At 71.9% G+C, this 19,199-nt stretch carries 18 protein-coding genes and 1 pseudogene; 14 read left to right on the top strand and 5 right to left on the bottom strand.

What is annotated here, in order from left to right:
- Positions 1-251: 251 nt before the first annotated feature.
- Positions 252-1,154, top strand: coding sequence for a polysaccharide deacetylase family protein (locus A3IC_RS0117530; protein ID WP_020551352.1), 903 nt, complete (start codon positions 252-254; stop codon positions 1,152-1,154).
- Positions 1,155-1,257: 103 nt separating this feature from the next.
- Positions 1,258-2,244 (top strand): NAD-dependent epimerase/dehydratase family protein, encoded by a 987-nt coding sequence (locus A3IC_RS0117525; RefSeq protein ID WP_020551351.1) that lies wholly within the window; start codon positions 1,258-1,260, stop codon positions 2,242-2,244.
- A gap of 40 nt (positions 2,245-2,284) precedes the next feature.
- Here A3IC_RS0117525 and A3IC_RS0117520 read toward each other — a convergent pair whose 3' ends face one another.
- A complete protein-coding gene (locus tag A3IC_RS0117520; RefSeq protein ID WP_026218380.1) occupies positions 2,285-3,043 on the bottom strand; it encodes a DeoR/GlpR family DNA-binding transcription regulator in 759 nt (252 codons plus the stop codon).
- 299 nt (positions 3,044-3,342) lie between these two features.
- Here A3IC_RS0117520 and A3IC_RS0117515 point away from each other — a divergent pair, with 299 nt between their 5' ends.
- From A3IC_RS0117515 to A3IC_RS0117485, 7 genes are all read left to right on the top strand, one after another.
- Entirely contained in the window at positions 3,343-4,227 is an 885-nt protein-coding gene (locus A3IC_RS0117515; RefSeq protein WP_020551349.1) for an endo alpha-1,4 polygalactosaminidase, read from the top strand.
- 309 nt (positions 4,228-4,536) lie between these two features.
- Positions 4,537-5,853 (top strand): ABC transporter substrate-binding protein, encoded by a 1,317-nt coding sequence (locus tag A3IC_RS0117510; protein WP_020551348.1) that lies wholly within the window; start codon positions 4,537-4,539, stop codon positions 5,851-5,853.
- A gap of 11 nt (positions 5,854-5,864) precedes the next feature.
- Entirely contained in the window at positions 5,865-6,818 is a 954-nt protein-coding gene (locus tag A3IC_RS0117505; protein ID WP_020551347.1) for a carbohydrate ABC transporter permease, read from the top strand.
- A complete protein-coding gene (locus A3IC_RS0117500) occupies positions 6,815-7,711 on the top strand; it encodes a carbohydrate ABC transporter permease (protein WP_020551346.1) in 897 nt (298 codons plus the stop codon). The genes A3IC_RS0117505 and A3IC_RS0117500 overlap by 4 nt, the downstream gene beginning before the upstream one ends.
- A 167-nt stretch (positions 7,712-7,878) precedes the next feature.
- Positions 7,879-8,835, top strand: coding sequence for a carbohydrate kinase family protein (locus A3IC_RS0117495; RefSeq protein ID WP_020551345.1), 957 nt, complete (start codon positions 7,879-7,881; stop codon positions 8,833-8,835).
- Complete coding sequence (melA, locus tag A3IC_RS0117490) at positions 8,835-10,145, top strand: alpha-glucosidase/alpha-galactosidase (RefSeq protein ID WP_020551344.1); 1,311 nt, start codon at positions 8,835-8,837, stop codon at positions 10,143-10,145. The genes A3IC_RS0117495 and melA overlap by 1 nt, the downstream gene beginning before the upstream one ends.
- A 1-nt stretch (position 10,146) precedes the next feature.
- Positions 10,147-11,403 (top strand): Gfo/Idh/MocA family protein, encoded by a 1,257-nt coding sequence (locus tag A3IC_RS0117485; RefSeq protein WP_020551343.1) that lies wholly within the window; start codon positions 10,147-10,149, stop codon positions 11,401-11,403.
- A 104-nt stretch (positions 11,404-11,507) separates the two neighbouring features.
- Here the strand turns inward: A3IC_RS0117485 and A3IC_RS0117480 are convergent, their stop codons facing one another.
- Entirely contained in the window at positions 11,508-12,722 is a 1,215-nt protein-coding gene (locus A3IC_RS0117480) for a GNAT family N-acetyltransferase (RefSeq protein WP_020551342.1), read from the bottom strand.
- A 189-nt stretch (positions 12,723-12,911) separates the two neighbouring features.
- Here A3IC_RS0117480 and A3IC_RS0117475 point away from each other — a divergent pair, with 189 nt between their 5' ends.
- Both A3IC_RS0117475 and A3IC_RS0117470 read left to right on the top strand, forming a co-directional pair.
- A complete protein-coding gene (locus tag A3IC_RS0117475) occupies positions 12,912-13,196 on the top strand; it encodes a chaplin (RefSeq protein ID WP_020551341.1) in 285 nt (94 codons plus the stop codon).
- Positions 13,197-13,426: 230 nt separating this feature from the next.
- A complete protein-coding gene (locus tag A3IC_RS0117470) occupies positions 13,427-14,662 on the top strand; it encodes an MFS transporter (RefSeq protein WP_020551340.1) in 1,236 nt (411 codons plus the stop codon).
- A gap of 15 nt (positions 14,663-14,677) precedes the next feature.
- Here the strand turns inward: A3IC_RS0117470 and A3IC_RS0117465 are convergent, their stop codons facing one another.
- Complete coding sequence (locus A3IC_RS0117465) at positions 14,678-14,899, bottom strand: hypothetical protein (protein WP_026218379.1); 222 nt, start codon at positions 14,897-14,899, stop codon at positions 14,678-14,680.
- Between the two features lie 272 nt (positions 14,900-15,171).
- Here A3IC_RS0117465 and A3IC_RS0117460 point away from each other — a divergent pair, with 272 nt between their 5' ends.
- The 3 genes from A3IC_RS0117460 (at position 15,172) to A3IC_RS0117450 (ending at position 17,220) form a co-directional block, all read left to right on the top strand.
- The gene (locus tag A3IC_RS0117460; protein WP_245599337.1) at positions 15,172-15,648 is read left to right on the top strand and encodes a fumarylacetoacetate hydrolase family protein; all 477 of its coding nucleotides are present in this window, start codon (positions 15,172-15,174) and stop codon (positions 15,646-15,648) included.
- A 34-nt stretch (positions 15,649-15,682) separates the two neighbouring features.
- Entirely contained in the window at positions 15,683-16,426 is a 744-nt protein-coding gene (locus A3IC_RS0117455; RefSeq protein WP_020551337.1) for an alpha/beta fold hydrolase, read from the top strand.
- Between the two features lie 104 nt (positions 16,427-16,530).
- Positions 16,531-17,220 (top strand): GntR family transcriptional regulator, encoded by a 690-nt coding sequence (locus tag A3IC_RS0117450; RefSeq protein WP_026218377.1) that lies wholly within the window; start codon positions 16,531-16,533, stop codon positions 17,218-17,220.
- Between the two features lie 214 nt (positions 17,221-17,434).
- Here A3IC_RS0117450 and A3IC_RS73535 read toward each other — a convergent pair.
- Positions 17,435-17,992: pseudogene (locus tag A3IC_RS73535) on the bottom strand (SDR family NAD(P)-dependent oxidoreductase); the annotation flags it as partial.
- Between the two features lie 20 nt (positions 17,993-18,012).
- Entirely contained in the window at positions 18,013-18,579 is a 567-nt protein-coding gene (locus A3IC_RS54990; RefSeq protein WP_020551333.1) for an HdeD family acid-resistance protein, read from the bottom strand.
- Positions 18,580-19,199: the final 620 nt, after the last annotated feature.

Genomic DNA, 19,199 nt, shown 5'->3' with positions numbered 1-19,199 from the left:
GTACGCGCCCATTGTTGCCGACTCGGGTTCGGCCGCCGGCACGGCGGGGCGCACCGGTCGCGCAGCAGGTGGGCCCGGTGGGTCCTGCGGCCGCCGGCCGAGCCGAGCGGAGCGCGCCCGCGCGCCGCCGGCGGCCGACGGGACGCCTGCGAGCCCGGATCGAACGAATGTCCTGGTTCGGATCGGGACGGTAACGGGCACCAGACGCCGCCATGGGCTGTGTGGATTCGACGGCGTCCCGGTCGCGGCGAGTGTTCATCCGCTGCGGTGTCGCACTGGGCCTGTGTCTGTGCCTCGCCGCCACCGGGTGCGCGGACTCGGGGACCGTGCCGATCAAGGCGGCGGCACCGGACCGGGCGGCGGCCGAGGTACCGGGGCAGGACGCCGCGCAGGTGCGGGGCGCGCGGCCGGACCTGGCGAAACGCGAGGCCGCCACGCGGCGCGAACGCGCCGCCGTGGCCGCCGCAGCGCGCAAGTGGGGCCTGGCGGCCGCCCCGATCGCCGCGCCCGCGCCGCCCGCCACCCGACCGGTGTTGCGGCCCGGCCCGGGTGTGAAGCTGCACGGCGACCTGCCGGCCGTGGTCCACCGGGTGCCCACCGACGAGCGGGTCGTCTTCCTCACCATCGACGACGGTACGGAGAAGGACCCGGAGTTCGCCCGGATGGTCCGCGAACTGAAGGTGCCCTTCAGCGCGTTCGTCAGCGGCTATCTGGCGCGTGAGGACTACGGCTACTTCCGCCGGCTGCACGAGCAGGGCGTGATGGTGAACAACCACACGCTCAACCACCCGGATCTGCGGAGACTGGGCTACGCGCGCCAGCAGCAGGAGATCTGCCGCCTACAGGACGAGTTGACCCGCGAGATCGGCAGCACACCCAGACTGTTCCGGCCGCCCTACGGCGAGTTCAACGAGGACACCCTGCGCGCCGCCCGCTCGTGCGGGATCGTCGCGTTCCCGATCTGGAACCAGGAGGCGTTTCCGGACCGGATGGACTATCGCTACGACCGGGTCTTCAGGCCGGGCGACATCATCCTCACCCACTTCCGCGGCCCCAGGGAGTGGAAGGGCGACATGACCCGGATGTTGCGCCGGGTCGTCGACACGGTCACCCGCCAGGGCTTCGCCCTCGCCCGACTGGACGACTACCTGTAGCCATCGGGCGGCGTTCGACCCCCGGGCCGGGTGGGGACCGGCCGGATCCGCCCTGGGCGAAACCCTCTTGGCCCCCCGGTACGCCCGATGCTTGGGTGGCGGGATGGAAATCCTGGTGCTCGGCGGTACGGCGTGGGTGGGTCGTGAGGTGTCCCGGCAGGCGGTCGAGCGGGGTCACCGCGTGACGTGCCTCGCGCGCGGCGAGAGCGGCGCGCCCGCCGAGAAGGCCGTGCTCGTGGCCGCCGACCGACGCGATCCCCGGGCGTACGCGGCACTGCTCGATCGCGAGTGGGACGCGGTCGTCGAGGTGTCCTGGCAGCCCGACTTCGTGCGCGGCGCGCTCGACGCGCTGGCGGATCGGGTCCGGCACTGGAGCTACGTCTCCTCGATCAACGTGTACGCCTCGCACGCCACGCCGAACGCGGACGAATCCGCCGAACTCCTGGCGCCGACCACCCTCGGCGAGGTCGATCGCGAGTTGTACGGCGAGGCGAAGGTGGCCTGCGAGCAGGCTTCGCACGCGGCGGTGGGCGAGCGGCTGCTGATCGCGCGCGCCGGCCTGATCGGCGGTCCGGGCGATCACAGCGGCCGATCCGGCTACTGGGTGGGACGGGCCGCCCGCGATCCGCACGGCCCGATGCTGGTGCCGGACTCACCGACGGCGCCGACCCAGGTTCTCGACGTCCGCGACCTCGCCGGGTGGCTGCTGGACGCCGCCCAGGCGGGCACCGTCGGCACCTACGACGCGGTCGGCCCCACGCTCGCGTTCGCGGATTGGCTCGCGCTCTCCCGCGGCGCCGGCGGGCACCACGGCCCGGTGGTCGCCGCCGACCCGCAATGGCTGCTGGCGCAGGGCGTGGCCGAGTACATGGGTCCGGATTCGCTGGCGATGTGGACGGTCTCGGCGGACTTGGCGGGCTGGTCCGCCCGCACCGGATCGGCCGCGCGCATCGCGGGGCTTCGCCACCGTGCGCGCTCGCAGGTGCTCGCCGACACCCTGCGCTGGGAGCGCGAACAGGGCTTGGACCGCCCCCGCCGCACCGGGCTCGACCCCGCCCGCGAACGCGAACTGCTGGACGCGTTGACGTAGCAGCCGGCCGAGGGGTCGTTCCTCGGAGCCGGCGCCGGGTTCACACCACGGTCACCGTGACACCCGCCTCCTCGATCGCGGCCAGTTCCTCCGGCGCGGCGCCCCCATCGGTGACCAGGTGGCCGATCCGGCTCAGCGGGCAGATCCTCGCCAGGGTCACCTTTCCGATCTTGGAGTTGTCCGCGACCACGACGGTGTGACCGCTGCGGTCGGTGAAGGCCCGGTCGGTGGCGGCCTCGAGCTGGTCGTGGGTGGTGCAGCCGTGCGCGGCGCTGATGCCGTCCACGCCCAGGAACGTCACGTCGGTGAAGTAGTCCGCGAGGGTCTTCTCGGCGATCGGGCCGACCAATTCGTAGCTTTCGTTGCGCGCGGTGCCGCCGATGACGACGAGCGTGACGTCCTTGTGCAGGACCATTTCGGCCGCGATGTTCACCGCGTTGGTCACGATGGTGACGGGTCCGCGGTCGGCGAGGATGCGGGCGATCTCGGTGGCGGTGGATCCGCCCGTCAGCCCGACCACGGCCTTGGCCGGCACCAGTGCGGCGGCGGCCCGGGCGATGGCCAGCTTCTCCGGTCGGCGGCGCTCGCTGCGGTACTGCATCGGCGTCTCCAGGCCGATGTTGCCCACGGACGCGCCGCCGTGGGTGCGGCGCAGCAGGTTCATCGCGTCCAGGTGCTGGAGGTCGCGGCGCACCGTGGCTCCCGAGACCGCCAATATCTCGGACAGCTCCTCGACGCTCACGCTCCCTTTCGCGGAGACGTGTTCGAGGATGCGCGCATGGCGCTCAGTTCTCAGCATCCGCGCAGCATATCCGTGCGCATTCGCGCAGTCACCGGATTCCCGGAGCGGGTTCGATGCGCACTATTTGGGCGCCCCGATGGCAACTCTCGTGCGCACCCCGCGCAAAGACGATCCCTTGACATGACGAATGTTGCTCGATTTACTGCTGCGACGCCGAGGGCAGTGCAATCGGCGTCAAAGGTACGCCCAGCCGGTAGGCGGCGCGAAGCCGCAAGCCCGGACAAAGTCGCCAGGAAGTCCGCGATCCCAGTGGACCTCCGAGGCGGGGACGTATCCTCCGCATCTGGAGTTCGATGATGAACACCTTCCTCCCGCGCAGATCGGCCCGACGCCTCGCCGCAGTCACGGCGACCACCGCGGCCATCGCGGGCACCCTGTTCCTCACGGCATCCGCCGACGCCAGTAGCGACCCGGACTCGAACACCGAGGCGAGCAGCCGGGCCGGTGCGAACGCGAGCACGAACGCCGCCGCGATCACCCTGCCGCCCACACACGCGAACTTCGACTACCAGATCGGCGGCGCGTACACCCCGCCGGCCGGGGTCAAGGTGGTCACCCGCGATCACGGCGCCACGCCGGCGCCCGGGCTCTACAACATCTGTTACGTCAATGCCTTCCAGGCCCAGCCCAAGGCCGAGGGCGACTGGCCCGCCGACCTGTTGTTGCGCCGCGGCGACGGCTCGATCGTCTACGACGGTCAATGGAAGGAAGCCCTGCTCGACCTGCGCACCGCCGACAAGCGCACCGCCGTCGCCCGGAAGGTCGATGCCCTGATCGACGAATGCGCGAGCAAGGGCTTCCAGGCCGTCGAGCCGGACAACTACGACAGCTACACCCGCTCCGAGGGCCTGCTCACCGGCACGAACGCCCAGGACTACATCGCGCTGCTCGCCGCCCACGCGCACCAACGCGGATTGGCGATCGCGCAGAAGAACACCGCCGAGCTGGCCGCGAACCGCAAGGCCCTGGGGCTCGACTTCGCCGTCGCCGAGGAATGCGGCCAGTGGAAGGAGTGCGGCGACTACACCGAGCACTTCGGCAACGACGTGATCGTGATCGAGTACACCGCCAAGGGCTTGTCCAACGCGTGCTCGAAGTGGGGCGACAAGCTCAGCATCGTTCGCCGTGACCTCGGCGTCAGTCCCGTCGGGGACGGCAAGTACGTGCGCAAGACCTGCTGATCCCCCACGGCCCGCGGCCCGGCACGCCGTTCGTTCGCACCCGGCGCCGGGCCGCGTACCCGGCCCGTCGCGCGCCGCCGCCGCAAGGGCACCCCGCCCGACCGGTGCCGGCGGCATGCGTCCCGGGGAGGCGTTCGCCCCCCGCTCGCCGTCCCCGGTTCCGCCCGCGCCCGCCGATCGGATCGCCCGCGCGGCCCCTCCTCCACCCGTATCCGCCCCGGCGTGAGTAGCCCTTCCCTCCGTCGCGGTGCGCGCCCGCGCGCACCGCGCGACCCGCCTCACGCGTCTTCGAAGTCTCCTGGAGGTCCAGTGGTTTTCGGCCGGCACCATCCCGCAGGTCTCTCCCGCCGCGGCGTGCTGCGCGTCGGCGCCGGTGCCGCGGTCGCCGCGACGCTGTCCGCGTGCGCCAGCACCGACGACGGCGTGGGTGCCGGCGGGCGCGTCACCATCGAGATGTGGCACGGCCAGACGGACACCGGCCGCGCGGCCCTGGAGGGCCTGGTGGAGAAGTTCCACCGCGCCCAGTCCGGCATCCGGGTCGACCTCGGCGGCGGCGTGCCGGCCGACGCGATGTTGCAGAAGATCACCGCCGCGCTCGCCTCCGGCTCCTACCCCGACATCGCCTACGTCTTCGGCTCCGACCTGGCCGGAGTGGCCCGCAGCCCCAAGGTCGTCGACCTCGGCGAGACCCTGCGCTCGGGCCCCACCCCGTGGGGGGACTACTGGGAATCCGCCCGGGCGGCGGTGACCGTCAACGGCAAGGTGCGGGCGGCGCCCGCCATGCTGGACGCGCTCGCGGTGATCTGCAACAAGCGGCTGTTCGAGGACGCCGGCGTCCCGCTGCCGCAGCCGGGCTGGACCTGGAACGACTTCCTGGCCACGGCGCAGCGGCTGACCGACGCCCGGCGCGGCGTCTTCGGCACCGGCTGGCCGGGTGTGGGCGACGAGGACACCGTGTGGCGACTGTGGCCGATGGTGTGGGACCTGGGCGGCGACGTGGTCGCCGAGGACGGTCGCAACATCGGCTTCAAGGACGTCGGGGTGCGCGCGCTGGAGACCGTGGACGCGCTCGCCCGGAGCAAGAGCGTCTACATCGACCCCAAGCCCGGCAGCGAGCAGATGTACCAGATCTTCGGGTCCGGCCGGATGGGCATGGTGCTGACCGGCCCGTGGCAGATCCCGGACATCACCCAGGCGGAGATCGACTACCACGTGGTGCCGCTGCCCACCTACAGCGGCCGGCCGCTGACCATCTGCGCGCCGGACACCTGGACGGTCTTCGACAACGGCAGCGCCCGGGTACGCGCCGCGCGCACCTTCGTGTCCTGGCTGAACCAGCCGGATCAGGACGTCGTCTGGGACGTCGAGGCCGGCAGCCTGCCGCTGAGTCGGGCCGCCGAGGCCAGGTCCGAGTGGCGTGAGCACGCCGCGCGGACCAACGGCCTGGAGGTGTTCACCAAGGCCCTGGAGACCGCGCGCGTGCGTCCCGTGCATCCCGCCTACCCGCAGATCTCGATGGCGCTCGGCGAGGCCATCGTCTCCGTGCTGCTCGGCAAGAGCAGTCCGACCCGGGCATTGAACCGCTGCGCCGCCGCGGCCAAGGCCGCCCTCGTGATACCGCGTTGAGGAGCCCTTCCATGTCATCACTGCCCGCTCCACTCACGCTCTCGGACCAGGACCGACAACGCCGCACGCTGCGCCGCAGACGCCGGCGCGAGTCGGCGACCGCGTGGACGTACATCCTTCCGGCCGTCGTGGTCATCCTGGGTCTGAGCGTGGTGCCCTTCGTCTGGTCGCTGCTGCTGTCCTTCCGGGCCGACGACCTGGTCACGCCCAGTCGCTGGGTCGGCCTGGACAACTACGACGCGCTGACCCAGGACCCGCACTTCAGCCAGGCCGTGCGCAACACGTTGCTGTACACGGTCTTGTACGTACCGCTGAGCATGGCGTTCGGGCTGTTCCTGGCGCTGGTGTTGAACCGGCGCATCCGGCTGGTCGGGCTGTACCGCACGCTGATCTTCGTACCGTTCATCATCTCGGCCACGGCCCAGGGGGTGCTGTTCTCCTTCATCCTGGACCCGGAGTTCGGCGCGGCCAACTCGGTCCTGCACGCGCTGGGGATCGGCCGGCAGGGCTTTCTCACCGATCCCGGGCAGGCCCTGCTGGTGCTGGTGGCGATCTCGGTGTGGAGCGGTACCGGGTTCTGTGTGGTGATCTACCTCGCGGCGCTCCAGGACGTACCGCCGTCGCTGCTGGAGGCGGCCCGACTCGACGGCGCCGGGCGCTTGCAGTTGTTGCGCCACGTGGTGCTGCCCACGCTCACGCCGGTCACCGTCTTCCTGTTGTTGTGGCAGACGATCAACGCGCTACAGGTCTTCGACCTGGTCTATGTGACCACCAAGGGCGGGCCGTTGGGCTCGACCACCGTCATCGTCTACTTCATCTGGGAGCAGGCGTTCAAGAACTTCACCGCCGGCTACGGCGCGGCGGCCGCCTACGTGCTCGCCGTCGCCCTGTTGGTGATCGGAGTGGGCATGCGGTTCGTGCGCGGCCGCAGGCCCGCCGTCGCCGCCGAGGGGGCCGCACGATGACCACGACGACCGCCGCACCCGTGGAGGCGGCCCGTCCGCGCGGCGACGCGCGTTCGACGTCGGGCCCGCGCCGGCGCCGGCTACTGCCGTTCAGCCCGTGGCATCTGCTGCTCGCGCCGCTGTCCCTGCTGTTCGCGCTGCCGCTGGTGTGGCTCGTACTCAGTTCGGTGATGACCAACGCGGAGATCAACCGGTTCCCGCCCGCGTTGTGGCCCTCCGGGATCCACCTGGGCGGCTACCGCTACGTTCTGGGCAACGCGATGTTCCCGCGCTGGTTCATGAATTCGCTGATCGTCTCGGCGGTCGCGGTGGCCTCCAACCTGGTATTCGGGGCACTGGGCGGCTACGCGTTCGCCAGGATGCGGTTCGCGGGCTCGCGTGCGCTGATGGTGGCGATGCTGGCCACGATGGCCATCCCGTTCCAGCTCACCATGATCCCGACGTTTTTGATCATGAAGCGGCTCGGGTTGATCGACACCCTCGGCGCGCTGATCATCCCGTCCCTGGTGACGCCGTTCGCGGTGTTCATGCTCCGGCAGTTCTTCCTGTCGCTGCCCCGGGAACTGGAGGAGGCCGCCTGGATCGACGGCTGTTCCCGACTGCGGGTGCTGATCCTGATCGTGCTGCCGCTGTCCCGGCCCGCGTTGAGCACCGTCGCGGTGCTCACCTTCCTGACCACGTGGAACGACCTGACCTGGCCACTGATCGCGATCAACCACGACACCCAGTACACCCTGCAGTTGGGCCTGACCACGTTCCAGGGGCAGCACCACACCCAGTGGGCGGCCGTGATGGCGGGCAGCGTGATCACCGTGCTCCCGGTGCTGCTGGCCTTCCTGGGCGCGCAGAAGGCGTTCATCCAGTCCATCACCTCCAGCGGGCTCAAGGGCTGACGGTGGCACGGGAGTTCGACCCTCCCGGGGACACCCGCCCGACCCACCGCACCACCGCCCGAGCCGGCCGGCCGGCCGCACCGCACCGCAGAGCCACCGCATCGCGGACCGCGCCGCGGACCGACCCGGCAGTTCGCCGGCACCACCCTCCGCACCCAGGAAGCCCGATGCCGCACACCTTCGACCTTCTCGTCATCGGCGACGCCAATCCCGATGTCGTCCTCGGTCCCCTCGACGAGCCGTTGGCCTTCGGGCAACGCGAACAACTCGTACCCACCGGCCTGCTCACCCTCGGCGGATCCGCCGCGATCACCGCGTGCGGCGCGGCCCGCCTCGGACTGCGCGTGGCCATCGCCGGCCGCGTCGGCGACGACGACGCGGGCCGCTTCGTGCGCGCGGCCCTGACCGCCCGCGGCGTGGACACCACCGCGCTGGGCACGGACGCGCACCTGTCCACGCCGTTGACCACGGTGCTCACCCGCCGCGACGGCGACCGCGCCATCCTCACCGCCGCCGGCACCCTGGCCGACACCGGACCCGAAGACGTACCTGAGGAGTTGCTCACCCACAGCAGGCACGTACACGCCGCGTCCTACTTCCTGATGCCCGAACTCGCCGCAGCCCTGCCCGAGTTGCTGGGCATCGCCCGCGCGCACGGCGCCGGCACCTCGCTGGACACCAACGACGACCCGTCCGGCCGCTGGGACCCCACCGGCCTCGCCGCCGTGCTGCCCGTCGTCGACATCCTGCTGCCCAACGCCCAGGAGGCGATGGCGCTGGCCCGACGCACCACCGGCACCCCCGAGGAGGCCGCCGCCCGACTGGCCGCGCACGGCCCCACGGTGGTGGTCAAGAACGGCGGCGAGGGCGCCTTCGCGCACGACGGCCGCACCGTGTCGCGCACCCGCGGCATCCCGGCCCGGCCGTTGGACACGGTCGGCGCCGGCGACAGCTTCGACGCCGGCTACCTCGCGGCCCTGCTCGCCGGCGAATCGCCCGAACGAGCCCTCGAATTCGCCGCCGCGTGCGGCGCCCTGTCCACCCGGGCGCACGGCGGAACGCCGGCCCAACCCACCTGGGACGAGGCTGTCGCAGCCCTCGCCCGCAACCGAAGGAACCAGTGATGACCCGCACCAAGATCGTCTTCGTCGGCGCCGGCAGCGTCGTGTTCACCCAGGGGCTGCTCGCCGACCTGTTCGCCTTCCCGGAGTTGCAGCGGGCGCACATCGCACTGCACGACATCGACGCGGAGCGGCTGGCCACCGCGCAGGGCGCGGCCCGTCTGATCGCCGCCGACCGCGGCGCGGACCCGCGGATCACCACCCACACCGACCGCCGCGAGGCACTCGCCGGCGCCGACTTCGTGATCAACATCATCCAGGTCGGCATGCGCGAGGCCACCCGCACCGACTTCGAGGTGCCCACCCGCTACGGCCTGCGCCAGACCATCGGCGACACCCTCGGCATCGGCGGCATCTTCCGGGCCCTGCGCACCTTCCCGGTACTCAGGGCGCTCGGCGAGGACATCGCCGAGATCTGCCCGAACGCCTGGCTGCTGAACTACACCAACCCGATGGCGATGAACGTCGGCTACCTCACCCGCGCCACCGGCCTGACCCGGGTGGTGGGCCTGTGCCACTCGGTCTACTGGACCATGCAGGGGCTGGCGGAAATGGTCGGGGTCCCCTACGAGGAGGTCGACTACCGCGCCGCCGGCGTCAACCACCAGGCATGGGTGCTGCGCTTCGAACACGACGGCACCGACCTGTACCCGAAGCTGGACGCGCTCATCGCCGAGGACGCCGAACTGCGACGCCGGGTGCGGGTGGACATGTATCGCCGGCTGGGCTACTACCCGACCGAGACCAGCGAGCACTCCAGCGAGTACGTGCCCTGGTACCTGGGCCACGACAGCGAGATCACCCGGCTGCGCCTGCCGGTGGGCGCCTATCTCGGCATCGTCGACGAGAACATGGCCGCCTACGAGGAGACCCGCCGGGCGCTGACCGCCGGCGAGCCGGTCCCGGTCGAGTCCACCATGGAGTACGCGCCGCAGATCATCCACAGCATCGTCACCGGCACCCCTCGCACGGTCTACGGCAACGTGCCCAACCACGGCCTGATCGACAACCTGCCCGCCGACGGCGTGGTCGAAGTCCCGTGCCTGGTGGACGCGTTGGGCGTACAGCCGACCCGGGTCGGCGCGCTGCCCGCGCAGTGCGCCGCGCTCAACCGCGCCTACCTGAGCATGAACGACCTGGTCGTGCGTGCCGCCCTCGAAGACGACCCGCGACACATCCGGCACGCCGCGATGGTCGACCCGGCCACCGCCGCCGCGCTGCCGGTCGAGCACATCTGGGACCTGTGCGACGACATGGCCCGCGCCCACGGCGACCTGCTCCAGCCCGCGCTGCGGGCCACGCTCGGGAACTGACGTGACGAGCGAGCTGCGCGTGGGCGTCGTCGGGGTCGGGCAGCGCGCCGCCCTGGCCGTGCAAGCGCATCGCCCGGGCCGGTCACGGGTGGTCTCCTGCGCCGACCCTGCCGCACGCGGACGGGCCGACGCCGTCGGCCTGTTCGGGCCGGACGTCGTCGTGCACACGGACTATCGGCGCATGCTCGACGATCGTCTCGACGCGGTCTTCGTGCTGACCCCCGACGATCGACACGTCGAGCCCGGCCTGTTCTTCCTCGCCGCCGGCGTGCCCGTCCTCGTGGAGAAGCCACTGGCCATCACGGTGTCCGACTGCGACCGACTGCTGCGCGCCGCCCGGGACTCGCGGACCCGGCTGTACGTCGGACACAACCTGCGCCACCTGCCGATGTTGCGGCGGATGCGCGAGCTGATCGACGAGGGCGCCATCGGCCGGGTCCGGTCGGTGTGGTGCCGGCACTTCGTCGGGCACGGCGGCGACTTCTACTTCAAGGACTGGCACGCCGAACGCGCGCGGACCACCGGCCTGTTGCTCCAAAAGGGCGCACACGACCTGGACGTGATCCACTGGTTGGCCGGCGGCTACTCGCGCGACGTGGTCGCCATGGGCGACTTGGCGGTGTACGGCGGCAACCCCCGGCGCGAGCCGGTGCTCGCGGGTGCCGGCCGAGACGCGGCGAGCCGAGGCGAGGAGGAGCCGCGGGCCCAGGACGGGTTCGCGCCGGAGGTGTGGCCGCCGGCGGCGATGACCGGCCTGAATCCGATCGTCGACGTGGAGGACATCAGCATGATGCTCACCCGACTCGACAACGGCGTCCTGGCCAGCTACCAGCAATGCCACTTCACGCCCGACTACTGGCGCAACTACACCGTCATCGGCGACGAGGGCCGCATGGAGAACTTCGGCGACGGCCTGGAGGACGACCAGCCCTCGATCAAGCTGTGGAACCTGCGCCGCTCCGGATACCGGGCCGACGCCGACCGCAGTGAGTCCGTGCCCGGCGGCGGCCTGCACGGCGGCGCGGACCGGAGCCTGGTCGCGGAGTTCCTGCGCTTCGCGGTCGACGGCGGGCCCACCCGCACCTCGCCGGTCGCCGCCCGCGAGGCGGTGGCCGCGGGCGTCGCCGCCACCGCCTCGCTGCGCGCGGGCGGCGTGCGCACCGTGGTCCCGCCGCTCGACCCGGACCTGGTGCGCTACTTCGCAGCGCACCAGAGCGAGCCGCCCGACCCGCCTTCGGGCACCGCGGCGACCCCCTGACAAGGGGATCGCCGGCGCCCCGGGTCCGCCCGGCCGCTCCACGCCGGCCGTGCGGACCCGGGTTCTCGCTCGCGCCCGACCCCCGCGCAATCGTCCGCGCTTGCTCAGTAGTCCTCGTGGGCGAACGGCAACAGGTCCGTGCGCAGCGCCGCGTCCAGGCGGGCCGCCGCGCCCGGCGTGTGCTCCACGACCAGTCCGGCCGCCACCAGCCGGGCCACCGGGGTGCCGCCGAGGTAGCAGGCCGCCAGTTCGCGTACGTCCAGGGTGAGTTCCGCCGGCGCCTCGGTCGGCGTGTAGGTCGCGCCCTCGGGGCCGGCGGTGAGGCGGAAGCGGCCGTCGTTGGCGGGTACCGCGGGGTCACGGACCGCCAGGACCACGTCGACGGGCGCCCCCCACGAGCGCGCGGTCAGCGCGGCGCGCACGTCCACCAGGCGCATCCACAACGCCGGGAACTGCTTGGTCACCCGCACCTGGTCCCGATCGGCCGCGAACAGCAGCAGCGGATCGTCCAACGGCCGGACCCGGCCCACCACCTTGTCGGTCAGGTCGATCGAGGCGAGGTAGTCCCACAACGCGGCGGCCACCGGCGCGCTGTCGGCCTCCAGTTCGTGCACCTCGACCGTCGGTGACGCACCGGTCACGGCCTCGACGTGGTAGATGACGTAACCGGCCGCGGCGGCGCCGGGCTCACCGAGAACCACGATCCGGACCGTGCCCCCGTCGTCGTCATCGTCGAAGGCCGGCACATTCCTGGCCCACCACTCCTCGTCCCGGGCGAAGCGGCCCGGGCGCAGCGCGCGGCCCGCCTCGTACACGGGTCCGAGCACGGCCGGTGCCTTGGCCGCGTCGATCAGCCGCAGCGGGCGCGGGTCCGGGGCGATGCGCAGGGCGAGCGGGCGTCGGCTGTCGATCTCCACGGTGCAGCCCTCGGTTCCGGGGGCATAGCCGAAGCGGCCGTAGATCGCGTCCTCGGAGGCCCACAGGCAGGACAGCGCCTGGCCGGCCTCGGCGCACCGGCGCCACTGTTCGGCCATCATCCGCGCGAGCAGCCCGCGGCGCCGGTGGGTCGGCGCGACGGCCACGAAGTCCAGTCCGGCGCAAGGCAGTTCACCGCCCGGCACGGACAGGGTGAAACGGTGTGCGGCGACCTGGCCGACCAGGGTGTCGTCGTCGTACGCCCCGATGCGGTCGCATCTGCTCAGCGACTCGCGAAAGCGCTCGCGTTTCTCGTCCGATTCCTTCTCGTGGAAGGCCAGATCGGCGAGATCCAATATCTGGTCCAGGTGTTCTTCGGGGATCTCCCGGATGTCGAGACTCACCGTCGTGACGCTAGTCGGGCCCGGTCGGCATCGCCATCGGGTTTCGACGGGTCCGTCGTCACACATCCCGTGACCGGCTCGCGTTCGGGTGAATGTCCACACCGACCGGTTGCCCCGAATGGTGCGCCTCGTTGCACAGCGAGAACGCGCCGCATCCGGGCGGCGCGAGGGTTGATACGGAGAAACTCAGTGAGTTCGTTCAAGAAGGCAACCGTGATGGCCGCCGGCACCGCCGCCCTGGTCATGGCCGGCGCGGGTGCCGCGAGTGCCGCCGCCGAGGCCGAAGGTGCCGCGGTGAACTCCCCTGGTGTGGCGTCCGGCCTCAACCTCCAGGTGCCGATCCACGTGCCGATCAACATCTGCGGCAACAGCCTCAACGGGGGCTTCTTCAACCCGACGTTCGGGAACTTCTGCGCCAACATCGACGGCGACGACAACCACGGCGACAAGCACGAGAACGGCCACCACGGCTGACCCGCCATCCCCCGGTTCGGTTCCTCCTCCCCGACCGGGTATTCGGGGCTCCGCGTGTGTGTCCGCGGAGCCCCGATCATTGTCCCGAACCCGCCGAGGGCCACCGACCATTGGATACAACCCACGGTTGTGCCGTCGTGGCCGATCGGTTGTTTGATCTCGCCGTCCGCCACTCGCTTTGATGCCGGTGGTCAGCGTGTTCGGGGTCGGCGGCGAGGGGTGCGTACGAGATGGCGGGTCGACGGCCGCTGGGACGGCGGTTCGGACGATTGTGGGCCGCGTATGCCGTCAGCGCGTACGGCACCTCCCTCGGGTTCGGTGCGTTTCCCCTGATCGCGGTCCTCGTGCTGGACGCCGGCCCGGCCCGGGTGGCGATCCTGGCCGCCGCGGGGCGGGCCGTGGGGGCCCTGGTGGCGGTGCCGCTCGGCCCGTGGGTGGAGTTCCGCCGCAAACGGCCGGTCATGGTGGCCATGGACCTGATCCGCTTCGCGGCGTTGCTGAGCATCCCCGCCGCGTTCGCGCTCGGGTGGCTCGGCTTCACTCAGCTGCTCGTCGTATCCGTCGTCGTCGCCGCGGCCGACATCGCCTTCAAGGCGGCCTCCGGCGCGTATCTGAAGACGCTCGTGCCACCGGAGGACCTGCTCGTCGCGAACAGCCGGTTCGAGTCCACGGCCTGGAGCGCGATCACGATCGGGCCACCGCTCGGAGGGGCCGCGATCACGCTGTTCGGCCCGGTGACGACCGTGGTCGCGGACGCGGTCAGCCATCTGCTCTCGGCCCTGGGCATCCGCTCCATCGGCGGGACGGAACCGCGCACCGACGCACCGCGGTTGCGCGCACGCGATCTGCCCGAGGGATGGCGCCACATCCTCGCCCACCCGGTGCTGCGCCCGCTGTTTCTCAACACGATCGTGGTCAACGGCCTGATCATGGCCTCCGAGCCGCTGATGGCCGTACTCCTGTTGCGTGATCTCGGCTACGCGCCCTGGCAGTACGGTCTCGTGTTCGCGACCCCCTGCGTCGGCGGCCTCATCGGCTCACGCCTGGCACGCCCGCTCGTGGCCCGGTTCGGGCGGCACAGGGTGCTCCGTACCGCCGGAACACTGCGCGCGTGCTGGCCCCTGGGGCTGGCGTTCGTGCAACCCGGCGCCGTTGGCATCGTTCTCGTCATCACCATCCAATTCGGCCTGGTGACCTGCTGCGGCCTGTTCAACCCGGTGCTGGCCACCCACCGGCTCGAGCACACCGACCCGGACCGGATCGCCCGCACCCTGGCCGCCTGGTCGATCAGCACGAGTCTCACCATCGCGGCCCTGACCGCCGCGTGGGGCCTGCTGGCCGCCGTCACCGGCCCGCGCGGCGCGCTCGCGGCCGCCGGGGTCCTCCTCCTGGCCACCCCGCTGCTGCTCCCCCGCCGCGAGAACGCGCCCACGAAAACCACGGAAGAGGCCGCGAACCTCACCTGACCGGCCGAGCGGGCGCTACCGGTATTCGTCCTCGTCGAGTTCGACGACCCGGGCCTGGTCGACGGCGTCGGCCTCGTCGGCAGCGTCCCAGTGGATGCGCGTGAGCCGGTCGTGGCGATCCCGCCGGACGTCGGTGTGCTGCTCGGCGGCGTCCGCTTCGGGCATCTCCCGGGAGAAATCCACCGCGTCCTCGTCTTCTTCCTGGAACGTTTCCGGGTCACTGGGGTCGACGGACACGTGGATCTCCTGGTTCTCCTCGGCGATGACGCGTGACGACCGTATCGGTGCGGCCGCTCGAAGTGGCGTCGGCGCGCAGGCCGCGATCACTTCCCCGTCCGCGGGTTACGCGCCCGGACGCACGCCCACCCGCCTGTCCGAACAAGCGTGCCCGTCGCGGTGGTTGACCGCGGAACCGAGATCACCTCCATTATTCTATCCGGAATCATATATGTTTCGAGATGGCATCGCTGATCCAAGGCGCAAACGGGTGGCGAGTGACGCACGACGCGGTGACCGCATCGACGGGGCGGCGACCCGGCAAGGTGCCGGCCGTACACCTCAACTATCGCTCCCGGGCACAACAACGCGGGCGCGTCCCCGACCATGCCTCGTACTTCCTCAAGCCGAGTAGCTCACTCACCGGATCCGGCCCGGTCGAGCGGCCGGCCGGCGTCGAACTGCTGGGCTTCGAGGGCGAGATCGCGCGCGTGATCGGCCGCACCGCACACCGCGTGTCCCCCGCCGAGGCATGGGCGCACGTCGGCTGGGTCACCGCGGCGAACGACCTGGGCCTGTACGACCTGCGCTACGCGGACCGCGGCTCCAACGTCCGGGCCAAGGGCGGCGACGGGTTCACCCCGCTCGGGCCGACCCTGCCGCCGGCGGCCGACCTGCGCCGACGGCTTCTCCTTCGCGCGCGAGGCGACCGGCGACGGATTCCGGATCGGCTCGCAGCAGTGAGTATTCGCCCCCGGTGTACGATCTGAAATCGTATCCGAAATAGCTGAGTGGAGAAGTAGGATGCGCCTGCGGCAGCCCCTCGCCGTCACCACCTACCCGAGCGCCGAGCGCTCCGAGCAGCCTCCGGTGCTGCTCGTGCACGGGTTCTGCTCCAGCGCGCGCCGCGCGTGGCTGGAGACGGGCATCGTCCAGGCCCTGCTCGACGCCGGCCGCACCATGCTCGCGCCGGACCTGCGCGGCCATGGCGCCAGCCCGGCACCCGAGAGCGCCGAGGAGGCGGACGCGATCGCCTCGGCGCAGGACCTGTTGGCCGTGGTCGACGCGTACGACGCGGACCGGTTCGACGTCCTCGCGTACTCGCTCGGCGCCCGACTGGTCTGGGAACTGGCCGAGTCGGCTCCGGAGCGGATCGGCCGGGCAGTGCTCGGCGGGATGAGCCCGATCGAGCCGTTCGCCGCCGTGGACGTGGCGGAGTTGCGTCGGGCGGTGCGCGACGAGGCGACCCCGCCCGCCGATCCGCTCACCGGGATGATCGCCGGCCTGATCCGCGCCGAGGGTGCGCGCGCGGACGGATTGGCGACCTGCGTGGAGGGTCTGCGCGGCACCCCGTTCGCACCCAAACCGTGGGCCGGCGGCACTCCGCCGCTGTTCGTGGTCGGCACGGAGGACCCGATGACCCGCGGCGCCGAGGATCTGGTCGCGCTGGCCCCGGGGGCCCGACTGGTCGCCGTGGCCGGCGACCACCACGGGGTCCTGGTCAACCGGCACTTCCACGGCCTGGCCGTGCAGTTCCTCGACCGCTGACCCACCGCGGCGCTTCACGCCCACCGGACCGCGCCGGAGACGCCGGGCCGGGACGCCTCGTCTCGGCCCGCGACCGTGTCCGGCCCAGATTGAGGAGACCGTAGTTGAGTCCCGCAAAGGCAACCGCCGCCGCGAGCAAGGCCGCCAAGGCGTCGAAGTCGGAGATGTGTTACGAGCTGTTGCGCAGCCGCATCCTCGACGGCACCTACGGGCCCGGGTATCGACTGGTGTTCGACCAGCTCGCCCGCGAGGCGGGGGTCAGCACCATCCCGCTGCGCGAGGCGGTGCGCCGGCTCCAGTCCGACGGCCTGGTGGAGATCGTGCGCAACGTCGGTGCCCGGGTGGCGGTCTTCGACCGTTCGCAGGTCGAGCACTCGCTGAACGTGCTGGCCCGCCTGGAGGGTTACGCGACCGCGATCTCGGCGCCGCTGATGAGCGCCGCGAACATCGCCGAGGCCCGCGCGATCAACGACCGCATGGTCGAGGCGCTGGCGGACTTCGATCCCACCGCGTTCACCGCGCTCAACCGCAAGTTTCATTTCTCGCTCTACGCGCATTGCCCCGACAAGCACCTGAACGCGCTGCTCGAATCGGAGTGGGCACGACTGGACCACATGCGCCGGTCGACCTTCACCTACGTGCCCGGACGGGCCCGCACCTCGGTGCGCGAGCACGAGAACCTGCTCGATCTGATCGACGCGGGCGCCGACCCACAGGTGATCGAGAAGGCCGCGTGCGCGCACAAGATCGCCACCGCGGCGGCACTGCACCAGGCCAAGGCGGGAACCCCGTAGCGGCCGGGACACGACGAAGGGCGGGCTGTGTCGAGCCCGCCCTTCGTCGTGGTCGGCGCCGTTCAGGCCGGCAGTTGACCGCCGTCCACCGGCGCGATGGTGCCGGTGATGTGCGCCGCGGCCGGCGAGGCCGGGAACACGCCGAGCGGCGCGATGTTTTCGGGCACCGCGATCCGGCCCAGCGGGATCCGCGCCCCCCTGCCTGCCGGGCCTGCGGGTCGGACATCAGGTCGGCGGTCATCGGCGTGTGCACCGGCCCGGGCGTGATGCCGTTGACCCGGATGCGGTGCGGGGCCGGTTCGATCGCGCCGGTACGGGTGAGCGCGTCCACCGCCGCCTTGGTGGCCTCGTAGTGCCCCGGGCCCGCGGTGGGTTGGCGGGCGCCGATCGAACTCATGTTGACGATGGCACCGCCGGCCCCCTCGGCGATCATCCGCCGGGCGGCGGCCGCCGTGACGGTGAAGGTGCCGCGCAGGTTGACCGCGACCATGGTGTCGAAGACCTCGATCGGCAGTTCGACGAGCAGCCCGCCGCCCGCCACCGACCCGGCATTGTCGACCAGCACCGCGAGCGGGCCGATCTCGGCGACGACCCGGTCCAGGGCCGAGGCCACCGACGCGGGGCACCAACGCCCCCGGCACGCCGGGCACACCGGGCGTGCCCGGCGGCGGGCCGCCGCGGGCGCTCGCGGCCCATCGGTCGGCCGGCGTGCCGCGTGGTCGCCGCGACACCGCGAGGCCGCTCGTCCCCTCCACCGGGCCCGGCCGCGCATCGCCGCGTCGGCTCCGCCGTTCAGGGCAGCCGCGAGGACCGCGACGCCGAACCGGCCTGCCAGGTCGCGTCCGTGCGGGTCGGGCCTCGGCCCACGCCGATCGCCGCCAACGCCCCGAGCAGACCCAATACGATCAGCACGATGCCGGCGAGCATGGCCAGCACCTTGGTGCTCGTCACCGGGGCGGCGATCAGCACGATGCCCGCGACGACGTCCAGGATCCCGAAGAACACCATCCAGCCCCGGCCGGGCAATCCGCCGGTGGCCGCCGCCCCCGCCAGTTCGGCGATACCGCGCACGAGCCAACCGATACCGATCCAGACGGCCAGCACGGTGACCGAGCGCGAGCCGCCGCCCAGACACAGGATGCCCAGCACCACCGACAGCAGGCCGCTGACGATCAGCACCACCCGCAGGCCGCCCGCGAACAGGCCACCCGCGCCCAGTGCGAGCTGCATCAGGCCGCTGACCAGCAAATACAAGCCGAACAGGACGGCGATCACGCGCACCGTCTGGGTCGGCCAGGCCAGCACGACCGCGCCGAGGATCACCGAGGCGAGCGCGAGCACGAGCAGTACGCGCGACACCCCCGACGACCCCCATGCGGATCCCGCCGACCGGTTCCCGAGGCCACGAGAGATCGGAGACATGTTTCCTCCCGGTGATCGACGCTCGCGCCCACCCGGATCCGGCGAGCGGCCCCGTGCACTCTCGTCCACCGTCGCACGCACGCCACGAGCGCGCCTCCGCGTCGGCGCCCGCTCCCGCGATCCGCGGGACGAACAAGCCCGGGCCGTGGCCGACGCGGGCGAAGCTCGCGGCAGCGCGCCCTACGGCGTCGGCGGCCCCCACGGCGCCGGCGGATGCGGTAGACGACAGGAGGCGCAGCTGTACGTGGGCGCCGCCTGCGGCATTTGGCGAGTGGTCCCGGCCCACTCGCGCACCAGCGAATCGAACACCGGTGTCGCGCCCACGCCGACCGGCCACATCCGCCGCGGCGCCCCGGGCGCGCACCCGTACGATCCCGCCCCGGGCCCGGGCGGGCGCGTCACCATCGAACTCGGCTCGTCGTTCATGCCTCCTTGATAGTTCGGGGGCATGGCTCGCTCGGGGCATCGGCGTGCGTTCCACCCGATCGGATGACGGTTGCACGCCCGAAGGTGTGGATGGCTCGGACCCGACCACGACCCCGATCCCGAGGTCGCCG

The sequence above is a fragment of the Embleya scabrispora DSM 41855 genome, from assembly GCF_000372745.1.
GTDB lineage: Bacteria > Actinomycetota > Actinomycetes > Streptomycetales > Streptomycetaceae > Embleya > Embleya scabrispora.
This window is presented reverse-complemented; position numbering and strand designations above follow the sequence as displayed.

Bases quoted from the DNA above. Each gene is read 5' to 3' on its own strand.
- A3IC_RS0117525 (WP_020551351.1), top strand. From the start codon at position 1,258: ATGGAAATCCTGGTGCTCGGCGGTACGGCGTGGGTGGGTCGTGAGGTG.
- A3IC_RS0117520 (WP_026218380.1), bottom strand. From the start codon at position 3,043: ATGCTGAGAACTGAGCGCCATGCGCGCATCCTCGAACACGTCTCCGCG.
- A3IC_RS0117515 (WP_020551349.1), top strand. From the start codon at position 3,343: ATGAACACCTTCCTCCCGCGCAGATCGGCCCGACGCCTCGCCGCAGTC.
- A3IC_RS0117505 (WP_020551347.1), top strand. From the start codon at position 5,865: ATGTCATCACTGCCCGCTCCACTCACGCTCTCGGACCAGGACCGACAA.
- A3IC_RS0117500 (WP_020551346.1), top strand. From the start codon at position 6,815: ATGACCACGACGACCGCCGCACCCGTGGAGGCGGCCCGTCCGCGCGGC.
- A3IC_RS0117495 (WP_020551345.1), top strand. From the start codon at position 7,879: ATGCCGCACACCTTCGACCTTCTCGTCATCGGCGACGCCAATCCCGAT.
- melA (WP_020551344.1), top strand. From the start codon at position 8,835: ATGACCCGCACCAAGATCGTCTTCGTCGGCGCCGGCAGCGTCGTGTTC.
- A3IC_RS0117470 (WP_020551340.1), top strand. From the start codon at position 13,427: ATGGCGGGTCGACGGCCGCTGGGACGGCGGTTCGGACGATTGTGGGCC.
- A3IC_RS0117455 (WP_020551337.1), top strand. From the start codon at position 15,683: ATGCGCCTGCGGCAGCCCCTCGCCGTCACCACCTACCCGAGCGCCGAG.